This window comes from Spirosoma gilvum (assembly GCF_054776815.1).
In genome coordinates this window covers 702,910-720,859 of the sequence record NZ_BAAHBH010000002.1, presented here as the reverse complement: position 1 = coordinate 720,859, position 17,950 = coordinate 702,910, and the positions used below count along the sequence as shown (strand labels likewise).

The 17,950-nt window shown below is 48.4% G+C and carries 19 protein-coding genes; 4 read left to right on the top strand and 15 right to left on the bottom strand.

The window, feature by feature from the left end:
* Nucleotides 1-35 precede the first annotated feature (35 nt).
* Nucleotides 36-506 (bottom strand): MarR family winged helix-turn-helix transcriptional regulator, encoded by a 471-nt coding sequence (locus tag ACYVFD_RS07730; protein ID WP_461089241.1) that lies wholly within the window; start codon nt 504-506, stop codon nt 36-38.
* 289 nt (nt 507-795) lie between these two features.
* Nucleotides 796-2,085: a peroxiredoxin family protein gene (locus ACYVFD_RS07725; RefSeq protein WP_461089239.1), complete on the bottom strand. Its 1,290-nt coding sequence runs from the start codon at nt 2,083-2,085 to the stop codon at nt 796-798.
* 78 nt (nt 2,086-2,163) lie between these two features.
* Here ACYVFD_RS07725 and rsmH point away from each other — a divergent pair, with 78 nt between their 5' ends.
* Together rsmH and ACYVFD_RS07715 are read left to right on the top strand one after the other, a co-directional pair.
* Nucleotides 2,164-3,069 carry a 16S rRNA (cytosine(1402)-N(4))-methyltransferase RsmH gene (rsmH, locus tag ACYVFD_RS07720; protein ID WP_461089237.1) on the top strand — a complete coding sequence of 302 codons (906 nt, stop codon included), beginning with the start codon at nt 2,164-2,166 and terminating at the stop codon, nt 3,067-3,069.
* Between the two features lie 79 nt (nt 3,070-3,148).
* Nucleotides 3,149-3,994 carry a polysaccharide deacetylase family protein gene (locus tag ACYVFD_RS07715; protein WP_461089235.1) on the top strand — a complete coding sequence of 282 codons (846 nt, stop codon included), beginning with the start codon at nt 3,149-3,151 and terminating at the stop codon, nt 3,992-3,994.
* A gap of 85 nt (nt 3,995-4,079) precedes the next feature.
* On the opposite strand, the gene ACYVFD_RS07710 is transcribed toward ACYVFD_RS07715, so the two are convergent.
* The 8 genes from ACYVFD_RS07710 to ACYVFD_RS07675 all read right to left on the bottom strand — a co-directional run bounded on the left by ACYVFD_RS07710 (nt 4,080) and on the right by ACYVFD_RS07675 (nt 11,587).
* Complete coding sequence (locus ACYVFD_RS07710) at nt 4,080-5,102, bottom strand: SPASM domain-containing protein (protein WP_461089233.1); 1,023 nt, start codon at nt 5,100-5,102, stop codon at nt 4,080-4,082.
* Nucleotides 5,103-5,116: 14 nt separating this feature from the next.
* On the bottom strand, nt 5,117-5,464 hold the full coding sequence (locus ACYVFD_RS07705; RefSeq protein ID WP_461089231.1) for an element excision factor XisI family protein: 348 nt from the start codon (nt 5,462-5,464) through the stop codon (nt 5,117-5,119).
* Complete coding sequence (locus ACYVFD_RS07700) at nt 5,449-5,865, bottom strand: element excision factor XisH family protein (RefSeq protein WP_461089229.1); 417 nt, start codon at nt 5,863-5,865, stop codon at nt 5,449-5,451. The genes ACYVFD_RS07705 and ACYVFD_RS07700 overlap by 16 nt, the downstream gene beginning before the upstream one ends.
* 90 nt (nt 5,866-5,955) lie before the next feature.
* Nucleotides 5,956-6,462 carry a hypothetical protein gene (locus ACYVFD_RS07695; RefSeq protein ID WP_461089227.1) on the bottom strand — a complete coding sequence of 169 codons (507 nt, stop codon included), beginning with the start codon at nt 6,460-6,462 and terminating at the stop codon, nt 5,956-5,958.
* 18 nt (nt 6,463-6,480) lie between these two features.
* On the bottom strand, nt 6,481-6,978 hold the full coding sequence (locus tag ACYVFD_RS07690; protein ID WP_461089225.1) for a Uma2 family endonuclease: 498 nt from the start codon (nt 6,976-6,978) through the stop codon (nt 6,481-6,483).
* A 153-nt stretch (nt 6,979-7,131) separates the two neighbouring features.
* On the bottom strand, nt 7,132-9,111 hold the full coding sequence (locus ACYVFD_RS07685; RefSeq protein WP_461089223.1) for a hypothetical protein: 1,980 nt from the start codon (nt 9,109-9,111) through the stop codon (nt 7,132-7,134).
* Nucleotides 9,112-9,233: 122 nt separating this feature from the next.
* Nucleotides 9,234-9,809: a hypothetical protein gene (locus tag ACYVFD_RS07680; protein WP_461089221.1), complete on the bottom strand. Its 576-nt coding sequence runs from the start codon at nt 9,807-9,809 to the stop codon at nt 9,234-9,236.
* Between the two features lie 134 nt (nt 9,810-9,943).
* A complete protein-coding gene (locus ACYVFD_RS07675) occupies nt 9,944-11,587 on the bottom strand; it encodes a mucoidy inhibitor MuiA family protein (RefSeq protein ID WP_461089219.1) in 1,644 nt (547 codons plus the stop codon).
* Between the two features lie 334 nt (nt 11,588-11,921).
* Between ACYVFD_RS07675 and ACYVFD_RS07670 the strand changes: the two genes are divergently transcribed.
* Both ACYVFD_RS07670 and ACYVFD_RS07665 read left to right on the top strand, forming a co-directional pair.
* On the top strand, nt 11,922-12,989 hold the full coding sequence (locus tag ACYVFD_RS07670) for an Ldh family oxidoreductase (protein ID WP_461089218.1): 1,068 nt from the start codon (nt 11,922-11,924) through the stop codon (nt 12,987-12,989).
* A gap of 91 nt (nt 12,990-13,080) precedes the next feature.
* Entirely contained in the window at nt 13,081-14,067 is a 987-nt protein-coding gene (locus ACYVFD_RS07665) for an aldo/keto reductase (protein ID WP_461089216.1), read from the top strand.
* A gap of 64 nt (nt 14,068-14,131) precedes the next feature.
* Here the strand turns inward: ACYVFD_RS07665 and ACYVFD_RS07660 are convergent, their stop codons facing one another.
* The 5 genes from ACYVFD_RS07660 to ACYVFD_RS07640 all read right to left on the bottom strand — a co-directional run bounded on the left by ACYVFD_RS07660 (nt 14,132) and on the right by ACYVFD_RS07640 (nt 17,787).
* Nucleotides 14,132-14,701, bottom strand: a complete 570-nt coding sequence (locus ACYVFD_RS07660; protein ID WP_461089214.1) for an outer membrane beta-barrel protein — start codon at nt 14,699-14,701, stop codon at nt 14,132-14,134.
* 127 nt (nt 14,702-14,828) lie between these two features.
* Complete coding sequence (locus tag ACYVFD_RS07655) at nt 14,829-15,803, bottom strand: sterol desaturase family protein (protein WP_461089212.1); 975 nt, start codon at nt 15,801-15,803, stop codon at nt 14,829-14,831.
* A 113-nt stretch (nt 15,804-15,916) separates the two neighbouring features.
* Nucleotides 15,917-16,192, bottom strand: a complete 276-nt coding sequence (locus ACYVFD_RS07650) for a hypothetical protein (protein WP_461089210.1) — start codon at nt 16,190-16,192, stop codon at nt 15,917-15,919.
* Between the two features lie 61 nt (nt 16,193-16,253).
* A complete protein-coding gene (locus ACYVFD_RS07645; protein ID WP_461089208.1) occupies nt 16,254-16,745 on the bottom strand; it encodes a sll1863 family stress response protein in 492 nt (163 codons plus the stop codon).
* Between the two features lie 364 nt (nt 16,746-17,109).
* The gene (locus ACYVFD_RS07640; protein ID WP_461089206.1) at nt 17,110-17,787 is read right to left on the bottom strand and encodes a PepSY-like domain-containing protein; all 678 of its coding nucleotides are present in this window, start codon (nt 17,785-17,787) and stop codon (nt 17,110-17,112) included.
* Between the last annotated feature and the right edge of the window lie 163 nt (nt 17,788-17,950).

Below are 17,950 nucleotides of genomic sequence, written 5' to 3'. Positions count from 1 at the left end.
ATAAATGAGCACGTACGGCTTTAATTGACAGTATGTTATTCCAGAGAGAGTTCTTCTGATTCAGTTGTTTTGATGCGGGTGTTTTCTTCTTCTACCATCTGGATAATGTCTTTCATCACCTCAAAAAAGATGACCAGTTTATCCAGTGGAATTTTTTCGCGAATCATGTTATTGAACAGAATAACCCCATCGCGGGCGAGTTCACGTTTGGCTTTTCCTTCTTCGGTCAGAAAGATTCGAACAAAGCGTTTATCGGTTTCGTCTACTTCCCGACGGATCAGACCACGCTCCTCCAGATTTTTGAGCATTCGGACCAGCGAACGGGGTTCCATACCTAGTGTAGGGCCAATTTTGGTAGCGGGCGTACCTTCTTCCAGATCGATGTTGAGCAGCACATAACCAATCGCCATAGTAATGTCGAAGCGGGCTGCGTAGGCGTTATACATGCGTGAAATGGCATGCCAACCCCATTTTATATGAAAATCAACGGTTTTCTCCTTCTTCATGGTCGATGTCGTCCTATCCCTTCTGGACGTAAATCTACCATTTTTTACCAAAAATAGTATGCATGCATACGAATTTTATAAAATAGCTGATTGGTTGAGCTGTTAACTAAATAGTGCAGTGTCCCAATCAACTACGCTGCCAATCCTGTGATGTCAGATGCTCACATCTGACACCGTGAGGTTTCTCAAAACCGAACAGCACATTAGGTTTTAAGAAACCTCACGGTGTCGGTTTCTAAAACCGACAACACCCTGAACCAGTCCGTCTATTAACCAACAAACCAATCAACTACTCCGACAGGAGCTTATCTATGAGTCGATTAAACTCTTCAACATACTGATCATAGTATTTGCCGGTGCCTGGGCCTGAGAAGCCTGTATGAATGTGGCGCACCTGACCTTTTTTATCGATGAAGATGGTCGTGGGGAAAGCCACAACGGCATTCAGGTCGGGAAGTGCTTTTGATGCTTGTACTTTATCGTTGGTACCGGCCAGCACAATGGGATAATCGATAGCAAACCGTTGTTTCATCCGCTCGATTTTTGGACCCGATACGGCCATATCTGCCGAGCGCTCAAACGACAAGCCGATAACTTCGACCCCACGCGCTTTATTCTTTTTGTACCAGGGACTCATAAAATTCGTTTCGTCCATACAGTTGGGGCACCACGAGCCCATAATCTGTACAATGGTCACTTTTCCTTTAAAACGTGGATCAGTCAGTGAAACGATGTTTCCATTCGGTTCAGGAAACGAAGCCCTGAGAGTATTTGAGCCGGGTTTTAAGTAGGTTAGTTTGGCTGGGTCGGGTAAGTCAGCTTTGGGATCGACGCGGGCGGCCCAGGGTTCATAACTCGAAATTCCAGCCCATAAGCCTCCTTTCATCGTTTTGGTTGCCGGATCGTGCTTAGCCTTAAACAAATACACGTGCGAACCATCGAAACAGGACAGAAATAGACTATCGCCAACCATATTCCCTTCCAGATACCGATAATCGCCCGTGGGCGTCAGGAATGTACCGGACAGCCGATTGCCTTTCTGATCGAAAATACCAACGGCGTTGACCGTATCGACTTTACCGGTTTCGCTGCCAAAATCCGTAGCCCATTTACCCGTCACATTGCTGGATGCTGAACGACCTCCCGAACCTACTTCATCATCGGCTACAAACCGATAGGTCTTTCCATACTCAGCTTCAAACGGCAACGTCTGGAGTGGTTGCCCAACCCGTTTTCGACGATATGTTCCCCGGAGCATATTCCCGTCTATCTTTGCAACCAGTTCCGACTCAAACAAGGCATTCGGTATCCGAATGGAATCACCCTGAACGGTAGCCACATCCAATGGCAGTCGTTCGGTCCCGTTTAAAGCGAACACGGTGTATGTATTGGCCGCTGAGCCGGGTTGAATGGATAAACCAAACGGCAGATCGCCACCTTTGGTTTTAAGAACGGCCCGATATTGACCAGGTTTGATAGGCGCTGCGCTCTCGGGCTGGCTGGTTGCAGATGAGCTATCTGAACCAAATACAGTCTTTGAAAGTAACCCAATAGCAAGAATAGGAAGGAGGTTCTTCATTGTTTAGGCTAAAACTCAATGCAGGTTGTAAGAACACGATTTCCAATTTAACGATGACTCAAGACGGTTAGTTTCTGAATGACGAATTACCACGAACCTGTTTTATTACAAGCCTGTATCGACGGGCTGAATTTACAACCCGGCGGCACGTATGTCGACATTACCTTTGGTGGTGGTGGGCACAGCCGTGCCATTTTACAGCAACTCGAAGGAGGACGATTGTTTGGGTTTGATCAGGATGCGGATGCCCGCGCCAACGCCCAGGCTCTCGCTGACCCACGACTAACGTTTGTTGCCGCCAATTTCCGGAATATCAAACGCTATCTCCGGTTGTACAAAGCCGAGCAGGTAGACGGTATTCTAGCTGATCTGGGTATCTCTTCCCACCAGATCGATACGCCCGAACGAGGTTTCTCGACCCGTTTTGATGCTGAACTCGACATGCGGATGAACCAGAACGCCGAACGATCGGCCCGCGAGGTGGTCAACGAGTATTCAGAAGCAGACCTGCATCGTATTCTAGGCATGTATGGCGAAATTACCAACGCCCGAACAGCTGCCAGCGCCCTTGTATCGGCCCGATCGAATCGCCCTTTGAAAACAGTAAACGATCTGAAAGCGGCCTTGCAACGGCTTGCTCCACGCGGTAAAGAGAACAAGTATTTCGCGCAGGTATTTCAGGCGTTGCGGATCGAAGTGAACGAAGAACTACAGGTGCTAGAAGAATTTCTGGAGCAGGTTCCTGAGATTCTGAAACCGGGCGGGCGGCTGGTGGTCATGTCGTATCATTCCCTGGAAGATCGGCTGGTAAAGAACTTCATCAATAAGGGTAAATTTCAGGGCGAGGTGGAGAAGGATTTGTTTGGAAATGAGATCAAACCACTGCGATCAATAACGCGCAAACCCATCGAAGCTACGCCCGATGAGATTGCCCGCAACCCGCGCGCCCGTAGCGCCAAATTGCGCATCGCTGAGAAGATTTGACGTGTATTCTGCTTTATTGTAATGCGGGTGGTAACCCGCGATACTGGCTAAAAATCGCGGGTTACCACCCGCATTACTTATGAAATTATTCTATTACAGCCTTTTCACCTTACTGTTCCACTCGGCTTTTGCCCAAACATCACCACCCCGACTCATCGTCCGTGGCGACGACATGGGCTATTCGCACGCGGGTAATGAAGCCCTTATCAAGTGCTTTACCGAAGGGATTGAAACGTCGATTGAGGTTATTGTCCCATCACCCTGGTTTCCGGAAGCGGTTAAGATGTTAGCCGAAAACCCTAAGATCGATGTGGGTATTCACCTGGCGATTACGAGCGAATGGGATAACATCAAATGGCGGCCGGTATCGGATTGCCCCAGCCTGCGCGATGCTGATGGCTATTTCTATCCCATGGTTCGGCCCAACAAGAACTATCCGAAACGTTCGATTGTGGAAAATGACTGGCAACTGGCCGACATCGAAAAAGAGTTTCGCGCTCAGATCGAATTAGCACTGAAGAAAATTCCCCGGATCAGCCATTTTTCGAGCCATATGGGCTGCTCGGACATGAGCGCTGAAGTAAGTGCATTAACTCAGAAGCTGGCAAAAGAGTATAAGATCAACATTGTGCCCAAAGATTTCGGTGTCCAGAATGTAGGCTATATTGGCCCTCACGCCACTTCGCAGGAGAAAATCGACAGTTTCAGTAAAATGCTCGAAAGTCTGGAAGCGGGTAAAACCTATCTGTTTGTCGACCATCCTGGCCTGGATACGCCCGAAGTACGTGCCATCCACCACATCGGCTACGAGCAGGTAGCCATCGACCGGCAAGGCGTAACCGACACCTGGACCGACCCACGCATAAAAGCCCTCATCAAAACGAAGGGTATTCAATTGATCAGCTATAAGGACCTGAAAAATTAATTTTGAATGAGTGAATGATAGAATGATTGAATAGGTTTTGTGTCAGCTATTCAATCATTCTATCATTCACTCATTCAAAATTAATTTACGCCCACACTTTGGTGCCTTCGGTGCAGTTGCGGCACATGTCGATTTCGGAGCGGGAACGGAGTAAGGTTTGACGGAAATCCTGATACGCTGGCCCCTGCCAGAGATCGGCAAAGGATTGGGTTTGTAGATCGCCGAGTCGGTGGTGAGCGTCTTTATCGAAGCAGCAGGGAACCACAAGACCATCCCAGGTAATGACGCAGGAATGCCACATTTTCCAACAATGATCACCAAAGCCGTTTTTGATCCGATACGTACCATCCGTCTGTTGGGCGTATCGACTGTATTGGTCCAGCGTTGGAATTAGCTCGGAGCCCTGTTCGTAGTTATAAATTTGGGCCGTTTTCAGACCTACTTCATCGACACCCAGTTCACGGGCAAGCTTTTTAACCTCGGCGATCTGATGCTCGTTGGGCTTTACGACCAGAAACTGAAACACAACGTGTGGTGTACGTGACTTTAGTTCTTTTTTCCAACGCAGGATATTCTTCGTGCCTTCCAGTACTTTTTCCAGCTTACCCCCCACCCGATACTGCTGATACACTTCCTGCGTCGTACCGTCAATGGAGATAATCAATCGATCCAGTCCTGACTCGACGGTCTTGCGAGCATTGGCATCGGTCAGATAATGGGCATTGGTACTGGTCGCCGTATAAATGTTTCGCTCGGTGGCATAGCGAACTAAATCCAGAAATTGCGGATGCAGATACGGTTCGCCCTGAAAATAGAAGATCAGATAAAGCAGCGTTTCGTGCAGTTCGTCGATAGTGCGTTTGTAAAGTTCTTCGCCCAGCATACCTGTCGGGCGAGTAAACGAACGGAGCCCGCTGGGACATTCGGGACAACGCAGATTACAGGAGGTAGTCGGCTCAAACGATACCGACATGGGTAAGCCACGTTGCAATGGCTTTCCGGTTTGCTTTGCGATATGATAACTCGACAGCACTTTTAATGCATTCGCGACTCGCTTAGGCGTAAGCTTGGAAGCAAAATTAAGACTATCGATCAGATTGCGATTCATAGGGTTATATTCCTTCAGGCAACGGCATATCCGGTAAATGGCCGTTTGTAGGGGGCCTGAAAAGCCAAAACTATATCGCTTTTCGCGACACCACGCCGTTCAAGTTCTCCTACCAAATCAAAGTCGGTAGCATCTTCCTGCACCCAAATTTTACCATCCCGAATATCAATATGAAAAACAGGATAATACACTCGACGCCCATTTTCCCAGCCAATTGTCAAGATTTGGTAATGATCGCGTTGTGTATCCAAAATGAGTTGCTCTTCGATTTCGTTGTGAGCTGGTCCAGCCGATGGTGTTCTGGCATATGACTCCAGCAAGTCGACTATAATATTTCGATAGGCATTTACCGGGTTATCCATTGCACAATGCGTTTCGTTTGTATATCATAAACGAGTAATGAAATCAATTCTTCTTCTAATAGTTCAGCAATCAACGATTTTTGAAAGAATGATTCAACTACATCGACATCGACAGCCAGATACAGTTTACGTTGAATCCCTTCTTTCCGTAAACCTCGCCGATAAACGTCATATTGCCCTTTTGCTTCGTAAAAGTCATTCAATTTTGATTTTCCGATAAAGCTTTTCACCTCTATGACAATCTGCTCAGCTCCTCGTTCGGCGGCAAATATCTGTTCAGCAGCTAAATCGACTTCCAATCGTAAACCACCTGATTTTAAAATAAATGGATCATGTGTAATCGTCCAACCATCTGCTTCAAGAGCCTCCCGAACAAGTTCATGAAATAAGTCACGCGCCATTTTCAAAAATTATATGCAGACAGGAAGTACAAGTAAAGCCGTCGGTCAGGCACTACTCATATAGTAAAGGTACAATGTATCCGACTACAATTACGCAGCGGCTGCCATCATGGCCATGTACAGATTGGCTCCATAACCGCAGGCTAACAGGAGTATGATAAGATCAGGGTTTGTGACAGGGTTATAGGTCTCGGCAAAATCAACCCCATAATTATAGCTCAGTTTATTCCAGCGAAATTTTGGAATCAGTTGGAGCAATTCCATATGCTGCTCATCTTCCAGCACAAATCGAAAGTCCCAAAATCCTTTACTTTTTAACCGATAGTTTTTTGATAGCCCCGATTGCTCTACCAAACGAATGAGAATATGCCCCTGCCAGTTGAAGGTAATGTCTCCTTTGTCGATGCCGTTGACGAATACGTCGAAAGCAGAATGCCAGAAGTTTCGGGATTTAATGGTAACCTGGTCATGCTGGAGACTAGCGTTGCCCTCACTCGAAAACCAGTTTTCGTACTGAAAATGCGTAACAAATACCTCCTGACCGTCGATGAGGTCGAAGCTGCCATTACTGGCGGTCGATGATAGCTGGAAATTCACAGTCAAATAAAGAAGTTATTACCGAAACACTTTTTTCAGGTCAATGGCAATTCCGTTGGTTGGGTCGGTGAGCAGATCATTGTGAAAAACGAGCTCGTCGGTATTGGGCTGGAGAATAACTACCGTGCGAAATAGCGGTTGAACGAGCCAGTACGACTTAGTTCCCGCAGCAAAGTACTCCTGCGCTTTTGCTGTCAATTCCGTATCAGATTGCGATGGCGAAACGATTTCAATAACGGTCAGTGGCACTTCACTCTCCTTGATCTCATCCTGCTGCCAGTTTGAGGTTTCGGCCGGGAAAATACTTAAATCAGGCACTAAGGGCGGATTAGGCAGACCAAGCGACTGTTCACTACGAACATCAAATTGATCTTCGTACGACACCAAGAGCTCCTTCGATAAACGGGCTTGTAAACGTGAATGGTTTTTACTAGGCATGGGCTTTCCGCGCTCGATTTCATAGGCTGAGCGGGCGACTTCCTCAACTACCTGTTCTGCTACAACATCCGCTTCCATAGTTTGTGACTTATTTTACGGGAAAGATACTATAAAATTAAACTATTCAATAATACTCTTTATGAGAATATATTTACTTAGCCATTAAATACCACTAACCTACTACAATTGCCAGCACCGTTTTGTGCAAGATACAAACAGCGATGGTTTCAATCAAGAGCCAGTCACCCGCCATATACGACACCCTTTCTCTTCAAAAACTACTTCGCCTTTAGGCAATTTTGGTAATTCTTCTGGCAAATGATCGGTCAGGCTGGCAGCGAAAATGTATCCGGTGGGTTCGGTATGCTTCCAGGCAATGTAACTGGCTTTACCAGGAGCTACCAGCCATTCTGTCTCTTTTCCAGCAATCTCGGACCAGATGCTTTCTGCAAATTCGCGTATCCGTTGAATCGCTTCAAACTGTTCAGCATGTTGTCCCCAAACGAAGGGCGCGTGGGTCACTTTATCCGTTTGCCGATCATCGCCGATCTGGAAAACGTACAATTTGCTGTACTCTTCGTTATCCCCACGCTGTTCGTGCAAATTCCGCACCTCAAAACCCATGCCGACATAACTCGGCATATCGGTCAAAAACAGGGCTGTAAAGTACCGAAACAGGTTACCGGTTTGGTAAAATTCGTCAAAACGCGGGTCGTCTTTATCGGCCGTAATGACGGTAAAATTGGGCGCGAACTGGCGGGTTTTCAGGTAGGTATAGTACTCCGAAAACTTCTGTTTAAACGCCGTTGATCCCACAACCATCGATTGTAAATCGCCCAGGGTTGAGTCGGCTTCAATGGCTTCGAGGTGGTCAAGTTCGTTGCCATAGCCCATTGTATCGGGGGGAGCCAGGAACGTTTCGGCAAAAAATCCGTAATAAGGAACGCCCTGAGCCTGTACGTACTTTTTGATTGCCTTTAATGGGTCATAGTAGGTATCTATCTCTGCCGGAACGCCCAATGGCCGCATTTGTACGTGGGCCATATCGCCCCGCATGAAATCGAAATTATAGGTCCGCTGGCAATCGTACACTTTCCGACAAATGTAGTCCCAAGCTGGTTTGTTTGGGCGATCGAAATCAAGTTCCCACTGCTGGTTGTTGTCCTTCGATTCATAAAACCGATACCGGGCCAGTGGGCCAAACACGCGCGACATGGCTTCAGGCTTGTCGAATGCGTATTGATACCAGATTTGCCCGAAGTCATCAGTAACGTAATCCTTGGGTTCGATATGAATACCCCGATAGGGCGGGGCCATGGTCATGGGTAGGGTTTCATAGCCACGTTCGACCAGATACTTGATTAAGGCCAGTCGTCGCCGAAGTCGTCCACCATAATCATGTGGATAGCCAAACAACATCCGTAACCGTTGGTCATCCATCAGAATTGACAGATCGGTTGAAAAAAAGGCGTCTTTTGCAAACGCCAGCGGAGACCCATCGGCGGCCCCATGAAATTTCAGGAATTGCCAGATCGACTCTTCCACGCACCGATGCAGAAATCCCGAATGATCGGCAAGTGTATCCGGATGCCCTCCCTTTACGTCGCGCTGTACCCATTCGAACAAACTCGGGCAAGCCAGCACCATTTCCGAAAATCGGTCGGTATGCGGAATTACATCCATGCCCACCGTACGACCCATCGCATGCAGCAGGTTAATAACGACTTTGAGCTGTTTTTCAACCGAATCGAGCGCCGGAACCAACCGAGCCAGTTCAACATCGAAAAATTCGGGGTTAATCTGCCAGCTTACCATGCCATACAAACTACCCACTACGCCAGGCTCCCAGATCGGCAATAAATGAATGCTGTCGTGACTGGCAGGTAGGGTCAGCGTATAATTGATCAGCTTCCAGAACGAGCCAATGGTTCGCACATTGACCCCAACCATATTGCTCCGTTTGAGCCACGAGCCATCAGGGTAAATTCGGGCAGGGCTGTCAATGGTTTCGTTTGGGTTTAACGCCCGCCGTAGGGTTTCGTTCCCCAATCGTTTATGCAGTATATCGAGGATTTGATACACTGAAAATTGCACGGCCATCTGGGGCAGTAAATTCGGAATGAACGACATACGCCCAGATTCGTAGGCGTCTGTATACAGCCTGTATTGCTGTGTCCAGCGAGCTTGAATAGTGGCGATCGAGTTCGGCATGGGGCAAATGTAAACGCAGTTTTTTGAAAACCAAATGCCAACCGTTTGTGTAAAAATGACACGTAGGAGTACTTTTTGTACTTACTCAGTTACGAATATCACTACTTCCTGCTCTGCGCTAACTAATACGTTCGTAACACTTTTAATCGGTGATTTTTATTGACACGGATATGTGGATTACTAATCAGGTGAAAGAGTACACCACTCACAATCAGCGAACCAACAACAGGCAGCGTATTGCTGTAAAATCCCCGATTATTCACTATATCGGCCAACAAATAAACCCCTCCGGCAATGGGAAAAAGCGTTCCGGCAGCAGTTATGAACGGAATCCGACGATGCAGTAAAATGGACTTCACCTCGTCGAGTCGAAACGTTACGGGCTCATCGCGATTCATCACCTCATTGGCCATCAAAATGCTGAATGTACTATCGGTAACGTCATATAGCTCTTCCCGATATTTTTCACCTCTGGCTTTAAAATGCAGTTCATCACCAATAAAATAGCGGTAGCGCCGAAAGCCACCTATTGTATGATTGACATCAAACGCCAGGTACCGCGAAGGCCGAATCAGGGCCGAATACGACGTTCCTCTTCGCTGTAGCAGTTGTTGGGTCGTAAGCGTATCCTGTGGTTGAGCATGAGCCGTACAGGCCAGAAAACCAAATGTCAGAATCAGGTAAAAACGCAATAGCATAGCGGTATTAAAACAAATCAGGTGGTTAGGAAATAAAGCGAAAACGACCTGATTTGTTTCTTAAAAACGTGTTAAGATAGATCGATAAACGCGCTACTTTCCGAAAGTTTCAGGCTTTGCGAAAGTTACGGCATCTACTGCGTCAATACCCGACCTTTGGGGTACTTAATTTCATAGCGGAACGACAGGTCACGACTTTCGCCCGGTTTAAGGGTTAATCGAAAGGTCAGCTTGCCGGTTTCAGACGTCAGTTCAGCCCCACCCGCATCGGTCAGCAACACCTCAATCCGGCTATCGGTCGCTACCGGAATTTGGTCATAAAGGGTCAACATCACGGGCTCCTGCCGCGTGTTGCGCACACTAATCCGGTAGGCCCGACCTTCGCGCTGATTACTGCTGATCGTTTTACGGCTGTTTAGGTCCTCGATCTGTTCGCGTTTGGCAATGATTCGTTTATCGCGACCCAATGATAGATTCAAGGTATCCTTTGCTTCCGACAGGTTCACGCGCGACTCCCCGACAAACGTACCTTCAAAATAAATGCGGGCGGGGCCATTCAGCAGATTGAGCTTATCCCAGCCGGTGATCTGAGCCGTCAGGAACGCGTCATTGTCCAGTTTGGGCGTTAGTTCATACCGGTAGGTAGCGGGTAGCTCAGTCGTTTGAACATCGACCAATTGCGGGCGGCTATTCGTCAGGATCGTGTACGGGAGCGCAATTACGAAATTAACGTTGGTAGGCTGGTCAACAGCCTGCGTCATTGTGGCCGTATTGTCCAGTTGGGGAGCTAGCGCAGCACCACCCGCCACGTCACTTTTGGCCCGTTTAGCTGTTCCATAGCCTGTCACAACGACTTCATTCAGCGCCCGTTCGTCATGCGATAGTTTAGCAGGTTTAGGCTCGTAAAAACCTACGTAATCGGTCGTTAACTGCGGCTGCGAACCGGGCAAGGCGGGATTTGCCGTCGATAAGATCAGTCGAATGGCCTGCCAGTCGAAACCGGTATTCTGATACACAAGGGCTTTATACGCCAGCGACGCCGGGCCTTTTGCATCCCGTACGCGTACATCATACACCGGCGACCAGCCTGCGTTACTCACTACATAACTCAAGTCCAGTTCGACTGCTGTACGGCTTCGGGCGGTCATTGTCACCTCAATTTCACCGACGGGCCGCTCTCGTTTGGCATTCTGTTCAGCAACCTGTGCGTCCAGTCGATCCACCCGCTTCTTTTGTTCAGTCATCCGTCGGGTCATAACCAATAACTCCTGCCCAATTTTAGTGAGTCGTTCGCGGTAGAAAGCGGCCATATCGGCCACATCTTTCACCGTTGCGCCATGATCCTTGCCACCCACCTGCTGATTGGCCAGAATCAACTTCTGTTCCTGCTGGAGTACATCGACCTGAACGGCCATCGTCTCATACAACTCACGATTAATACGAAGCGAATCTTCCAGCCGCTGTAAGGATGCTGGTTTGGTGGCTTTGTTCAGAAAATTGGTTCGAAACTGAACGCCCTGGATAATCGCATCGCCCTTGCCCGACACCTGAATGCTCTGCGGATCGGTTTGAGCGGGTGCATTGTCAATAATCAGTCGGGTGGTACCAACCTCCAACGTTGCGGTAGCGTGTGCTGATAATTGAGCGCGGGTCAGAAAAACGGTGGCCTGACGAAGGGTGGAATGGATGCGCTGTTCGTCAGCAGCCTCGGGCGAAGTTACCTGAGCAAAGCTGATCTGCATGCACAGACACAGGGTAGTGATGATGAAGATTTTCATGTGTATGAAAAGTTAAGGTAGATGCACTATCGGGTTGCAAAGAATAAAAAGGCTTTCGGAAAATGATCTGATCCCTTTACTAAACGGATAACCCTACTGATGCTTTGGCGGTATAGACTCCATAATGAGGGTAAACGTTTAAAGAGTGGTCAAGTATCGTCAAGTGTGGTCAGGAGTAGTCAAGGAGATTAAGTGTAGTCGTGAATAAACCATTTTTATTGATAGTGAACCAACCATCCTTGACTACACTTGGCCACTCCTGACCATAATTGACTACTCCTGACTATTCCTGACTATGCTTGACTACTCCTGACTTTTCCTCAACTTTGCGGCCATGATTACTGCCAGTCAACTCCGAACATTTACCGAACAAATCTTTAGTGCCATTGGCTGTTCTGAAACCGATGCCCGACTAGCCGCTGATGTACTCGTCAGCGCCGACTTACGGGGCGTCGACTCACACGGTGTGGCACGTCTGCCGGGTTACATCCGCCTGTACGATAACGGGCGTATCAACCCCAAACCACGCATCCATATTGTTCACGAAACACCCTCTACCGCTGTTGTTGATGGCGACCGGGGTCTGGGATTAGTAGTAGGCCCCTGGGCCATGCAGGTAGCCATCGAAAAAGCTCGCGTTGCTGGAACGGGTTGGGTAGCTGTCCGTAATTCCAACCACTTCGGCATAGCGGGTTACCATGCCCTACTGGCTACCGAACACGATATGATCGGCCAGGCCATGACCCATGCAGCACCACTGGTGGCTCCTACTTTTTCGCTGGATAAGCTGCTGGGAACCAACCCAATCGCTGTGGCTATCCCGGCAGCTACCGAACCGACGTTCCTGGCCGATTTTGCCTCTACGGCCGTTGCCTACGGGAAGCTCGAAATATTGCAGCGAAAAGGCAAAGATATTCCCCTTGGCTGGGCGCAAAACGCCGAAGGGCAACCGACAACCGATGCGAATGCCATCCGAAACGGAGGGGCTCTGCTCCCACTCGGTACCGATCGCGAACATGGTTCTCACAAAGGGTATGGTCTGGGTGCTGTTGTCGATATTTTTTCGGGGGTCCTGTCCGGGGCTAACTATGGTCCCTGGGTCCCACCTTTCGCTACAGCCGGTTTTATGCAGGCGAATGAGGGCGTGGGGATGGGGACCGGCCATTTCTTCGGTGCCATGCGGATCGATGCATTCCGGCCCGCCGACGAATTTAAATCGCATATGGATACCTGGATTCAGCGATTCCGGCAAGCCAAAGCCGTTGAAGGGCAACAGGTGCTGATCCCTGGCGACCCCGAACGATTGATGGAGGCCGAACGATTATCGTCAGGCATTCCGGTGCTGGACCCAGTCATCAAAAGTCTGGAAGAAATTGGTGACCGTTTTGGGGTTAAATTGTAACGCGGTGATGCGCGGTTCCCCGCCGGGACATACCGACATCCTGTCCGCACAGAAAGCGTTTTAACTAAGCGGACTAGAAGTCCGCGTTACTATGAACTATCGAAAATTAGGAAAAACCGATTATAGCATTTCGGAAATTAGTCTGGGTACCTGGCAGGTAGGTGGCAAGTGGGGCGATCCATTTAGCCACGACAATGCCGACCAGATTCTGAACGCAGCCGTCGACGCAGGTATCAATTTTATCGATACGGCCGATGTGTATGGCGATGGAGAAAGTGAGAAAGCCGTAGGCCGACTCGTACGCTCACGATCCGAACGGATTTATGTAGCCACCAAGTGCGGCCGACGGCTCCAACCGCATACTAATGAAGCCTATCAACCCGCTGCACTTCGCAAATTTGTGGAAGACAGTTTGCAGAATATGGGGCTTGATACGCTCGACCTGATTCAGTTGCATTGCCCGCCAACCGAGGTGTATTACCGTCCTGAAATCTTTGAGTTGTTTGATCGGCTCAAAGACGAAGGTAAGATTCAGCACCTGGGGGTAAGTGTCGAGAAGGTGGAAGAAGGATTGAAAGCAATAGAATTTCCCAACGTCACCACAGTCCAGATCATTTTCAACATGTTTCGTCAACGGCCAGCCGAACTGTTTTTTCAGGAAGCCAGCCGACGAAACATAGGCATCATCGTTCGGGTGCCGCTTGCCAGTGGACTGTTGACGGGTACGTATAGTGCTAATACATCATTTTCACCTACCGATCACCGTACGTTCAATCGGGAAGGGGCTGCATTTGATAAAGGCGAAACGTTCTCCGGCGTCAACTACGAAACGGGTCTGGCGGCCGTCGATGAGCTCAAAACGGTATTTCCGGGCGAAGCTAATCTGGCTCCCGATGCCCTACGTTGGATTCTGGCCTTCGATGCAGTGAGTTGCATTATTCCCGGAGCGTCAAAGTCAGCCCATCTGACGTCAAACTTAAAGGCGTTGGAACGCCCCGCTCCTATCCCCGAACAAATGGCCGCCGTGAAACGGATCTACGAAGAACGGATCAAAAATCCGGTTCATTACCTGTGGTAAGCAGTTTAATGTTTCAGGTTGGCTGGCGCCAGCAATTCATGCGCCAGCCAACCTGAAACATTAATTATTTGCCGAAATAAACCTGAAAGCCCAGACTGATATTCAATGCCTTTGGTACATTAGGTGTCAATGCGTTGGGTGTTCCTACCAGTAGTGTGTTTAACGCTGCCCCTTCGCCCCCGGTATAGGTTAAACCCAGATCGAAACTAACTGACCGATTGATAAAGAAGGCAACTCCACCCGTAAAGCTATAGAGCGCATCCGTGCTCGAATTAGAGCTCCCTCCGCTCGGCGATACAGACGAATTAATCACTCCCACCGATGCACCTAAAAAGGGTTTGACCTGGGATTGCCCAATGTAATAACGTAGAAACGGAGCTATCCCAATCTGAGTTGCCCGTGTACCATTCGAACTGATGTTCAAAAACGGGATGCCAGCCCCTACTGCCAGTCCATTTCCGACAAACCAGCCATACGTTGGTTGAAGACTGATAATCGTCCCTGATCCTCCCGTTGTTGGAATGGTAATGTTTCCTACATTAACCCCCATCAACCGACTGCCGCGTTCAGTCTGGGCCATCGCACTCGAAAAACCAACAATAAGTAAAGCAAGCGTGAAAAAAAAAGCTTTCATGGTATATACGTTTAAATTGTACTACCAAGACTAAGAAGCCGCCCATTTGGTTGTAAACTTTACCCGAGAAAATAAAAAGGCCCGGTTTATCGCCGGGTCTATCACACTGTCAATTAACAAATTAACACTACCGTTTTTCGGAAATAATTTCCCTAAACGTGCCATCAGAGTTGGGCAGCGGCAACCGATCAGCTAGTTGTTTCCTGTTCGCCTGCTTTTTATACTGATCGACCTCAACGGGGCTACCGAATAGAAAAAACCATTTTTGCCGGAACCCACTGGCCGTTTTTACATCGCGAATGATATCTACCACCTCATGAAAATTGATGTGCAATGGGTTAGCCTTCTGGCCAATATTGGTCGTAATACCATAAATTGGCGGTTCTTCTTCGGGCTGATAAGTATCAAACAGACGATCCCAGAAAATAAACGTAGCGCCAAAGTTTTTATCAACATATTTCTCCTGAGACCCATGATGCACGCGGTGATTGGACGGAGTAGCAAAAATAAACTCGACCCAGGCCGGTAATCGGCGGATGTATTCCGTATGCACCCAAAACTGAAACAAAACGGCCAACTGATTCGTCAGAAAGAAAATAATCGGATGGAACCCAATCAGCGCGACGGGAATAAAAAAGATAATTTTCAGGTACTGAATCCAGCTCAGTCGAAACGATACGCTCAGATTATAGCGCTCCCCTGAGTGGTGAACCACATGAGTAGCCCACCAGAAACGCTGCCCGTGCGAGATCCGATGCGCCCAATAACTAAAGAAGTCATAGATGATGTAACAGGGAATTAACGTCCACCATTGCAACGTCATCCGCCATGGCAGTTGATTATAAAGCCATACTATGCCATAAAGAAGCATAAGCTTAATCACGACACCGATAGCTACCGAACCTAATCCGACCAGGACTGACCCAATCGTTTCCCATTTTTCATAATACGGCTTCTCCTGAATATACGAAATGATCATTTCGGCGGCTGTCAGCACAACCATAATCGGAACGGCCCACAGAATCAGATTGGGCGCTCCTTCATCCAGCCGCCAGAGTTGATCTAAAGGAATAGGGGGTGCACCAAATAATGCATCAACCATAATTGCGTATTCGTTTCAAGGCGTTGAGTAATGTCGACACAACGGTAGCCGACCAATCATAAATTTCGACCTATCAGAATAAGGCCACTAACCCTGAACCACCTGATTACCCATCAGGTTTCAGAGTCGCTGATAATTCCGGTAAAATGATGCGGCTTGACATAACCAAGTGTATCGTCGGTTAAACGAACCTGTTGCCACTCAGGACCACTCCCAAACAGGTCGCTATTAAACCAGACAATTTCTCCTTTTCGAATCAGTCCACCGGCCTGCTTCGTTGGATCGGCAGGTTTCCGTACCCACTCGGTATCCTGCACAGCCTGTCGGGGCTGATCAAACAGCTCGGTAGTCAGAACGCCCTTACAGACTATTTTTGTTGTGTTGTCCATGGCAGAAACAGGGATTAAAGTAGAAAAGTGAGTTAAAAGCCTATTTATGCGCCACTAGAGGCTACCGATTTTTAGTAGCGTCATCCAGACGATCTTCGGCTTTATCAAAGGACTTACCTATTTTGCGGCCGGCCTGCTTAAATCCCGACTTAATTTCCTGCCAGGCATCTTCTGTCGCATTCTGCGCTTTGTTGATGTCTCTATTCAGGTCCTCCCGTTCGGTTTTCAATTTATCCAGTTGCTGCTTCATCGTCTTTTTAGCCTTGTCGCCTTTAGTATCCAGTTTGTTTTGTAACTCATCAATTTCCTGATCCAGTTTATCCCGTTGCTCTTTCAGTGTCGTGACAGCTTCATCGCGTTCCTGGCGAAATGTAGCCGCAGCCTGGTCGGCCCCTTCCTGCACATCGGCCTCAACCGAATCGCCGGTCTGTTCAACCGCTTCTTCGGTCCGGGATTGATTGGAGTCAGTATGGCACCCTTGACTAAAGCCAACCGAAAAGATAAGTAATGCTGTCGCCAACAGCCGTTTAACAGATTGTGGAGTCTTTTTCATAACGTTTATGTATGTCGATTCCCGGCAAAATAAGCCACTGCCCCTTAGAAGGGCCTTAAGCAGGTCTTAGAAAGTTCTTATAGAACGATTATGACACCGTGCTGGTAGCTCGGCTAAAACTCTAGCCTGGAGTGCATTTTAAACGGTGGCACGGCTGATTGCATAGTTGACAATCAGACGCTTGCATCAGCCGTGCCACCGTTCGGCGAGTAGTCTCCTCTATCCTGTCGGCATAGGGTGGATATAACAAGACCGCCCTTCCAGCTTGGGCCCATGGGGTAGCCTCAAACCAGAAGGGCGGTCTTGTTAAGTCATCCTTGATCATTCAGGACAACTTATGTATTCGTGTTTTCCCTCAAGCAACTTATCGCTTTCCTGTTATGGCTCTCTTAAAAGTACCATCTGAGCCGAACAGCAGTAACACCCGTTTTTTATCAGATGTCAGAATAGCCACCAGATAATCACTGTTTTTATCCTGAGCAGCTTTTTCAATGGTTGCCCCAGCGTAGTTCGTATTGATGTAAGTCGTAATGGCACCAGGTAAACTCGACACATCTACCGTTGTCGATCCAGGTCCACCTGGACGTGGATGATGTGCAGAATCGCCCGGTGTGGGTTTAGGGTGATGCAGTGAATCACCTTTAGGATGGTGAGCCGAGTCGCCAGGCGCATGATGGGTTGAGTCGCGATGACCGCGTTTGAGTCCGTCTGCTTCTTTTACAAATGCCCCATCGGCTGTAAATACCAGCAGTTTAAGCGTACTATTCTGCACAATCGCTACGGCATAATTTCCCTTCGAGTCTTTGAGCGCTTCTTTGATAGTGGCGCCAGCATAATTGGTCGTAATGTAGGTAGTGATGGCGGCAGGCAGACTAGCCACATCGACTGCAGTAACGCTATGCGGTCCCGTAGCCGACGAACTGGTCACACCTGCCGTCCGGGCAGAGGCATCCGCATCAGCAGGGTCAACCGACGACTTGTTACAGCTACTAATCCCCACCACCAAAGCAGCCACACAACTGAACACAAGCAATGTTTTCATCTTAGAAGTCATTAGGTTTTGTTAAAAAAATGAAACTGAAAAATAAGGGGTAGCCCGATTCGTTTCCGGTACTATTCTGCCGTACGTGCAACGTATAGCCACCGTTGCAGAGCCTGAAAAAAAATCGCAAACCTTATTGATATAAATCGTGGCCAGAGGTAGT

Coding starts and splice junctions, on each gene's coding strand:
- ACYVFD_RS07660 (WP_461089214.1), bottom strand. CDS start 14,701: ATGAAAGCTTTTTTTTTCACGCTTGCTTTACTTATTGTTGGTTTTTCG.
- ACYVFD_RS07675 (WP_461089219.1), bottom strand. CDS start 11,587: ATGAAAATCTTCATCATCACTACCCTGTGTCTGTGCATGCAGATCAGC.
- ACYVFD_RS07650 (WP_461089210.1), bottom strand. CDS start 16,192: ATGGACAACACAACAAAAATAGTCTGTAAGGGCGTTCTGACTACCGAG.
- ACYVFD_RS07700 (WP_461089229.1), bottom strand. CDS start 5,865: ATGGCGCGTGACTTATTTCATGAACTTGTTCGGGAGGCTCTTGAAGCA.
- ACYVFD_RS07640 (WP_461089206.1), bottom strand. CDS start 17,787: ATGAAAACATTGCTTGTGTTCAGTTGTGTGGCTGCTTTGGTGGTGGGG.
- ACYVFD_RS07670 (WP_461089218.1), top strand. CDS start 11,922: ATGATTACTGCCAGTCAACTCCGAACATTTACCGAACAAATCTTTAGT.
- ACYVFD_RS07710 (WP_461089233.1), bottom strand. CDS start 5,102: ATGAATCGCAATCTGATCGATAGTCTTAATTTTGCTTCCAAGCTTACG.
- ACYVFD_RS07655 (WP_461089212.1), bottom strand. CDS start 15,803: ATGGTTGATGCATTATTTGGTGCACCCCCTATTCCTTTAGATCAACTC.
- ACYVFD_RS07645 (WP_461089208.1), bottom strand. CDS start 16,745: ATGAAAAAGACTCCACAATCTGTTAAACGGCTGTTGGCGACAGCATTA.
- ACYVFD_RS07680 (WP_461089221.1), bottom strand. CDS start 9,809: ATGCTATTGCGTTTTTACCTGATTCTGACATTTGGTTTTCTGGCCTGT.
- ACYVFD_RS07665 (WP_461089216.1), top strand. CDS start 13,081: ATGAACTATCGAAAATTAGGAAAAACCGATTATAGCATTTCGGAAATT.
- ACYVFD_RS07705 (WP_461089231.1), bottom strand. CDS start 5,464: ATGGATAACCCGGTAAATGCCTATCGAAATATTATAGTCGACTTGCTG.
- ACYVFD_RS07690 (WP_461089225.1), bottom strand. CDS start 6,978: ATGGAAGCGGATGTTGTAGCAGAACAGGTAGTTGAGGAAGTCGCCCGC.
- ACYVFD_RS07725 (WP_461089239.1), bottom strand. CDS start 2,085: ATGAAGAACCTCCTTCCTATTCTTGCTATTGGGTTACTTTCAAAGACT.
- ACYVFD_RS07715 (WP_461089235.1), top strand. CDS start 3,149: ATGAAATTATTCTATTACAGCCTTTTCACCTTACTGTTCCACTCGGCT.
- ACYVFD_RS07685 (WP_461089223.1), bottom strand. CDS start 9,111: ATGCCGAACTCGATCGCCACTATTCAAGCTCGCTGGACACAGCAATAC.
- ACYVFD_RS07730 (WP_461089241.1), bottom strand. CDS start 506: ATGAAGAAGGAGAAAACCGTTGATTTTCATATAAAATGGGGTTGGCAT.
- rsmH (WP_461089237.1), top strand. CDS start 2,164: ATGACGAATTACCACGAACCTGTTTTATTACAAGCCTGTATCGACGGG.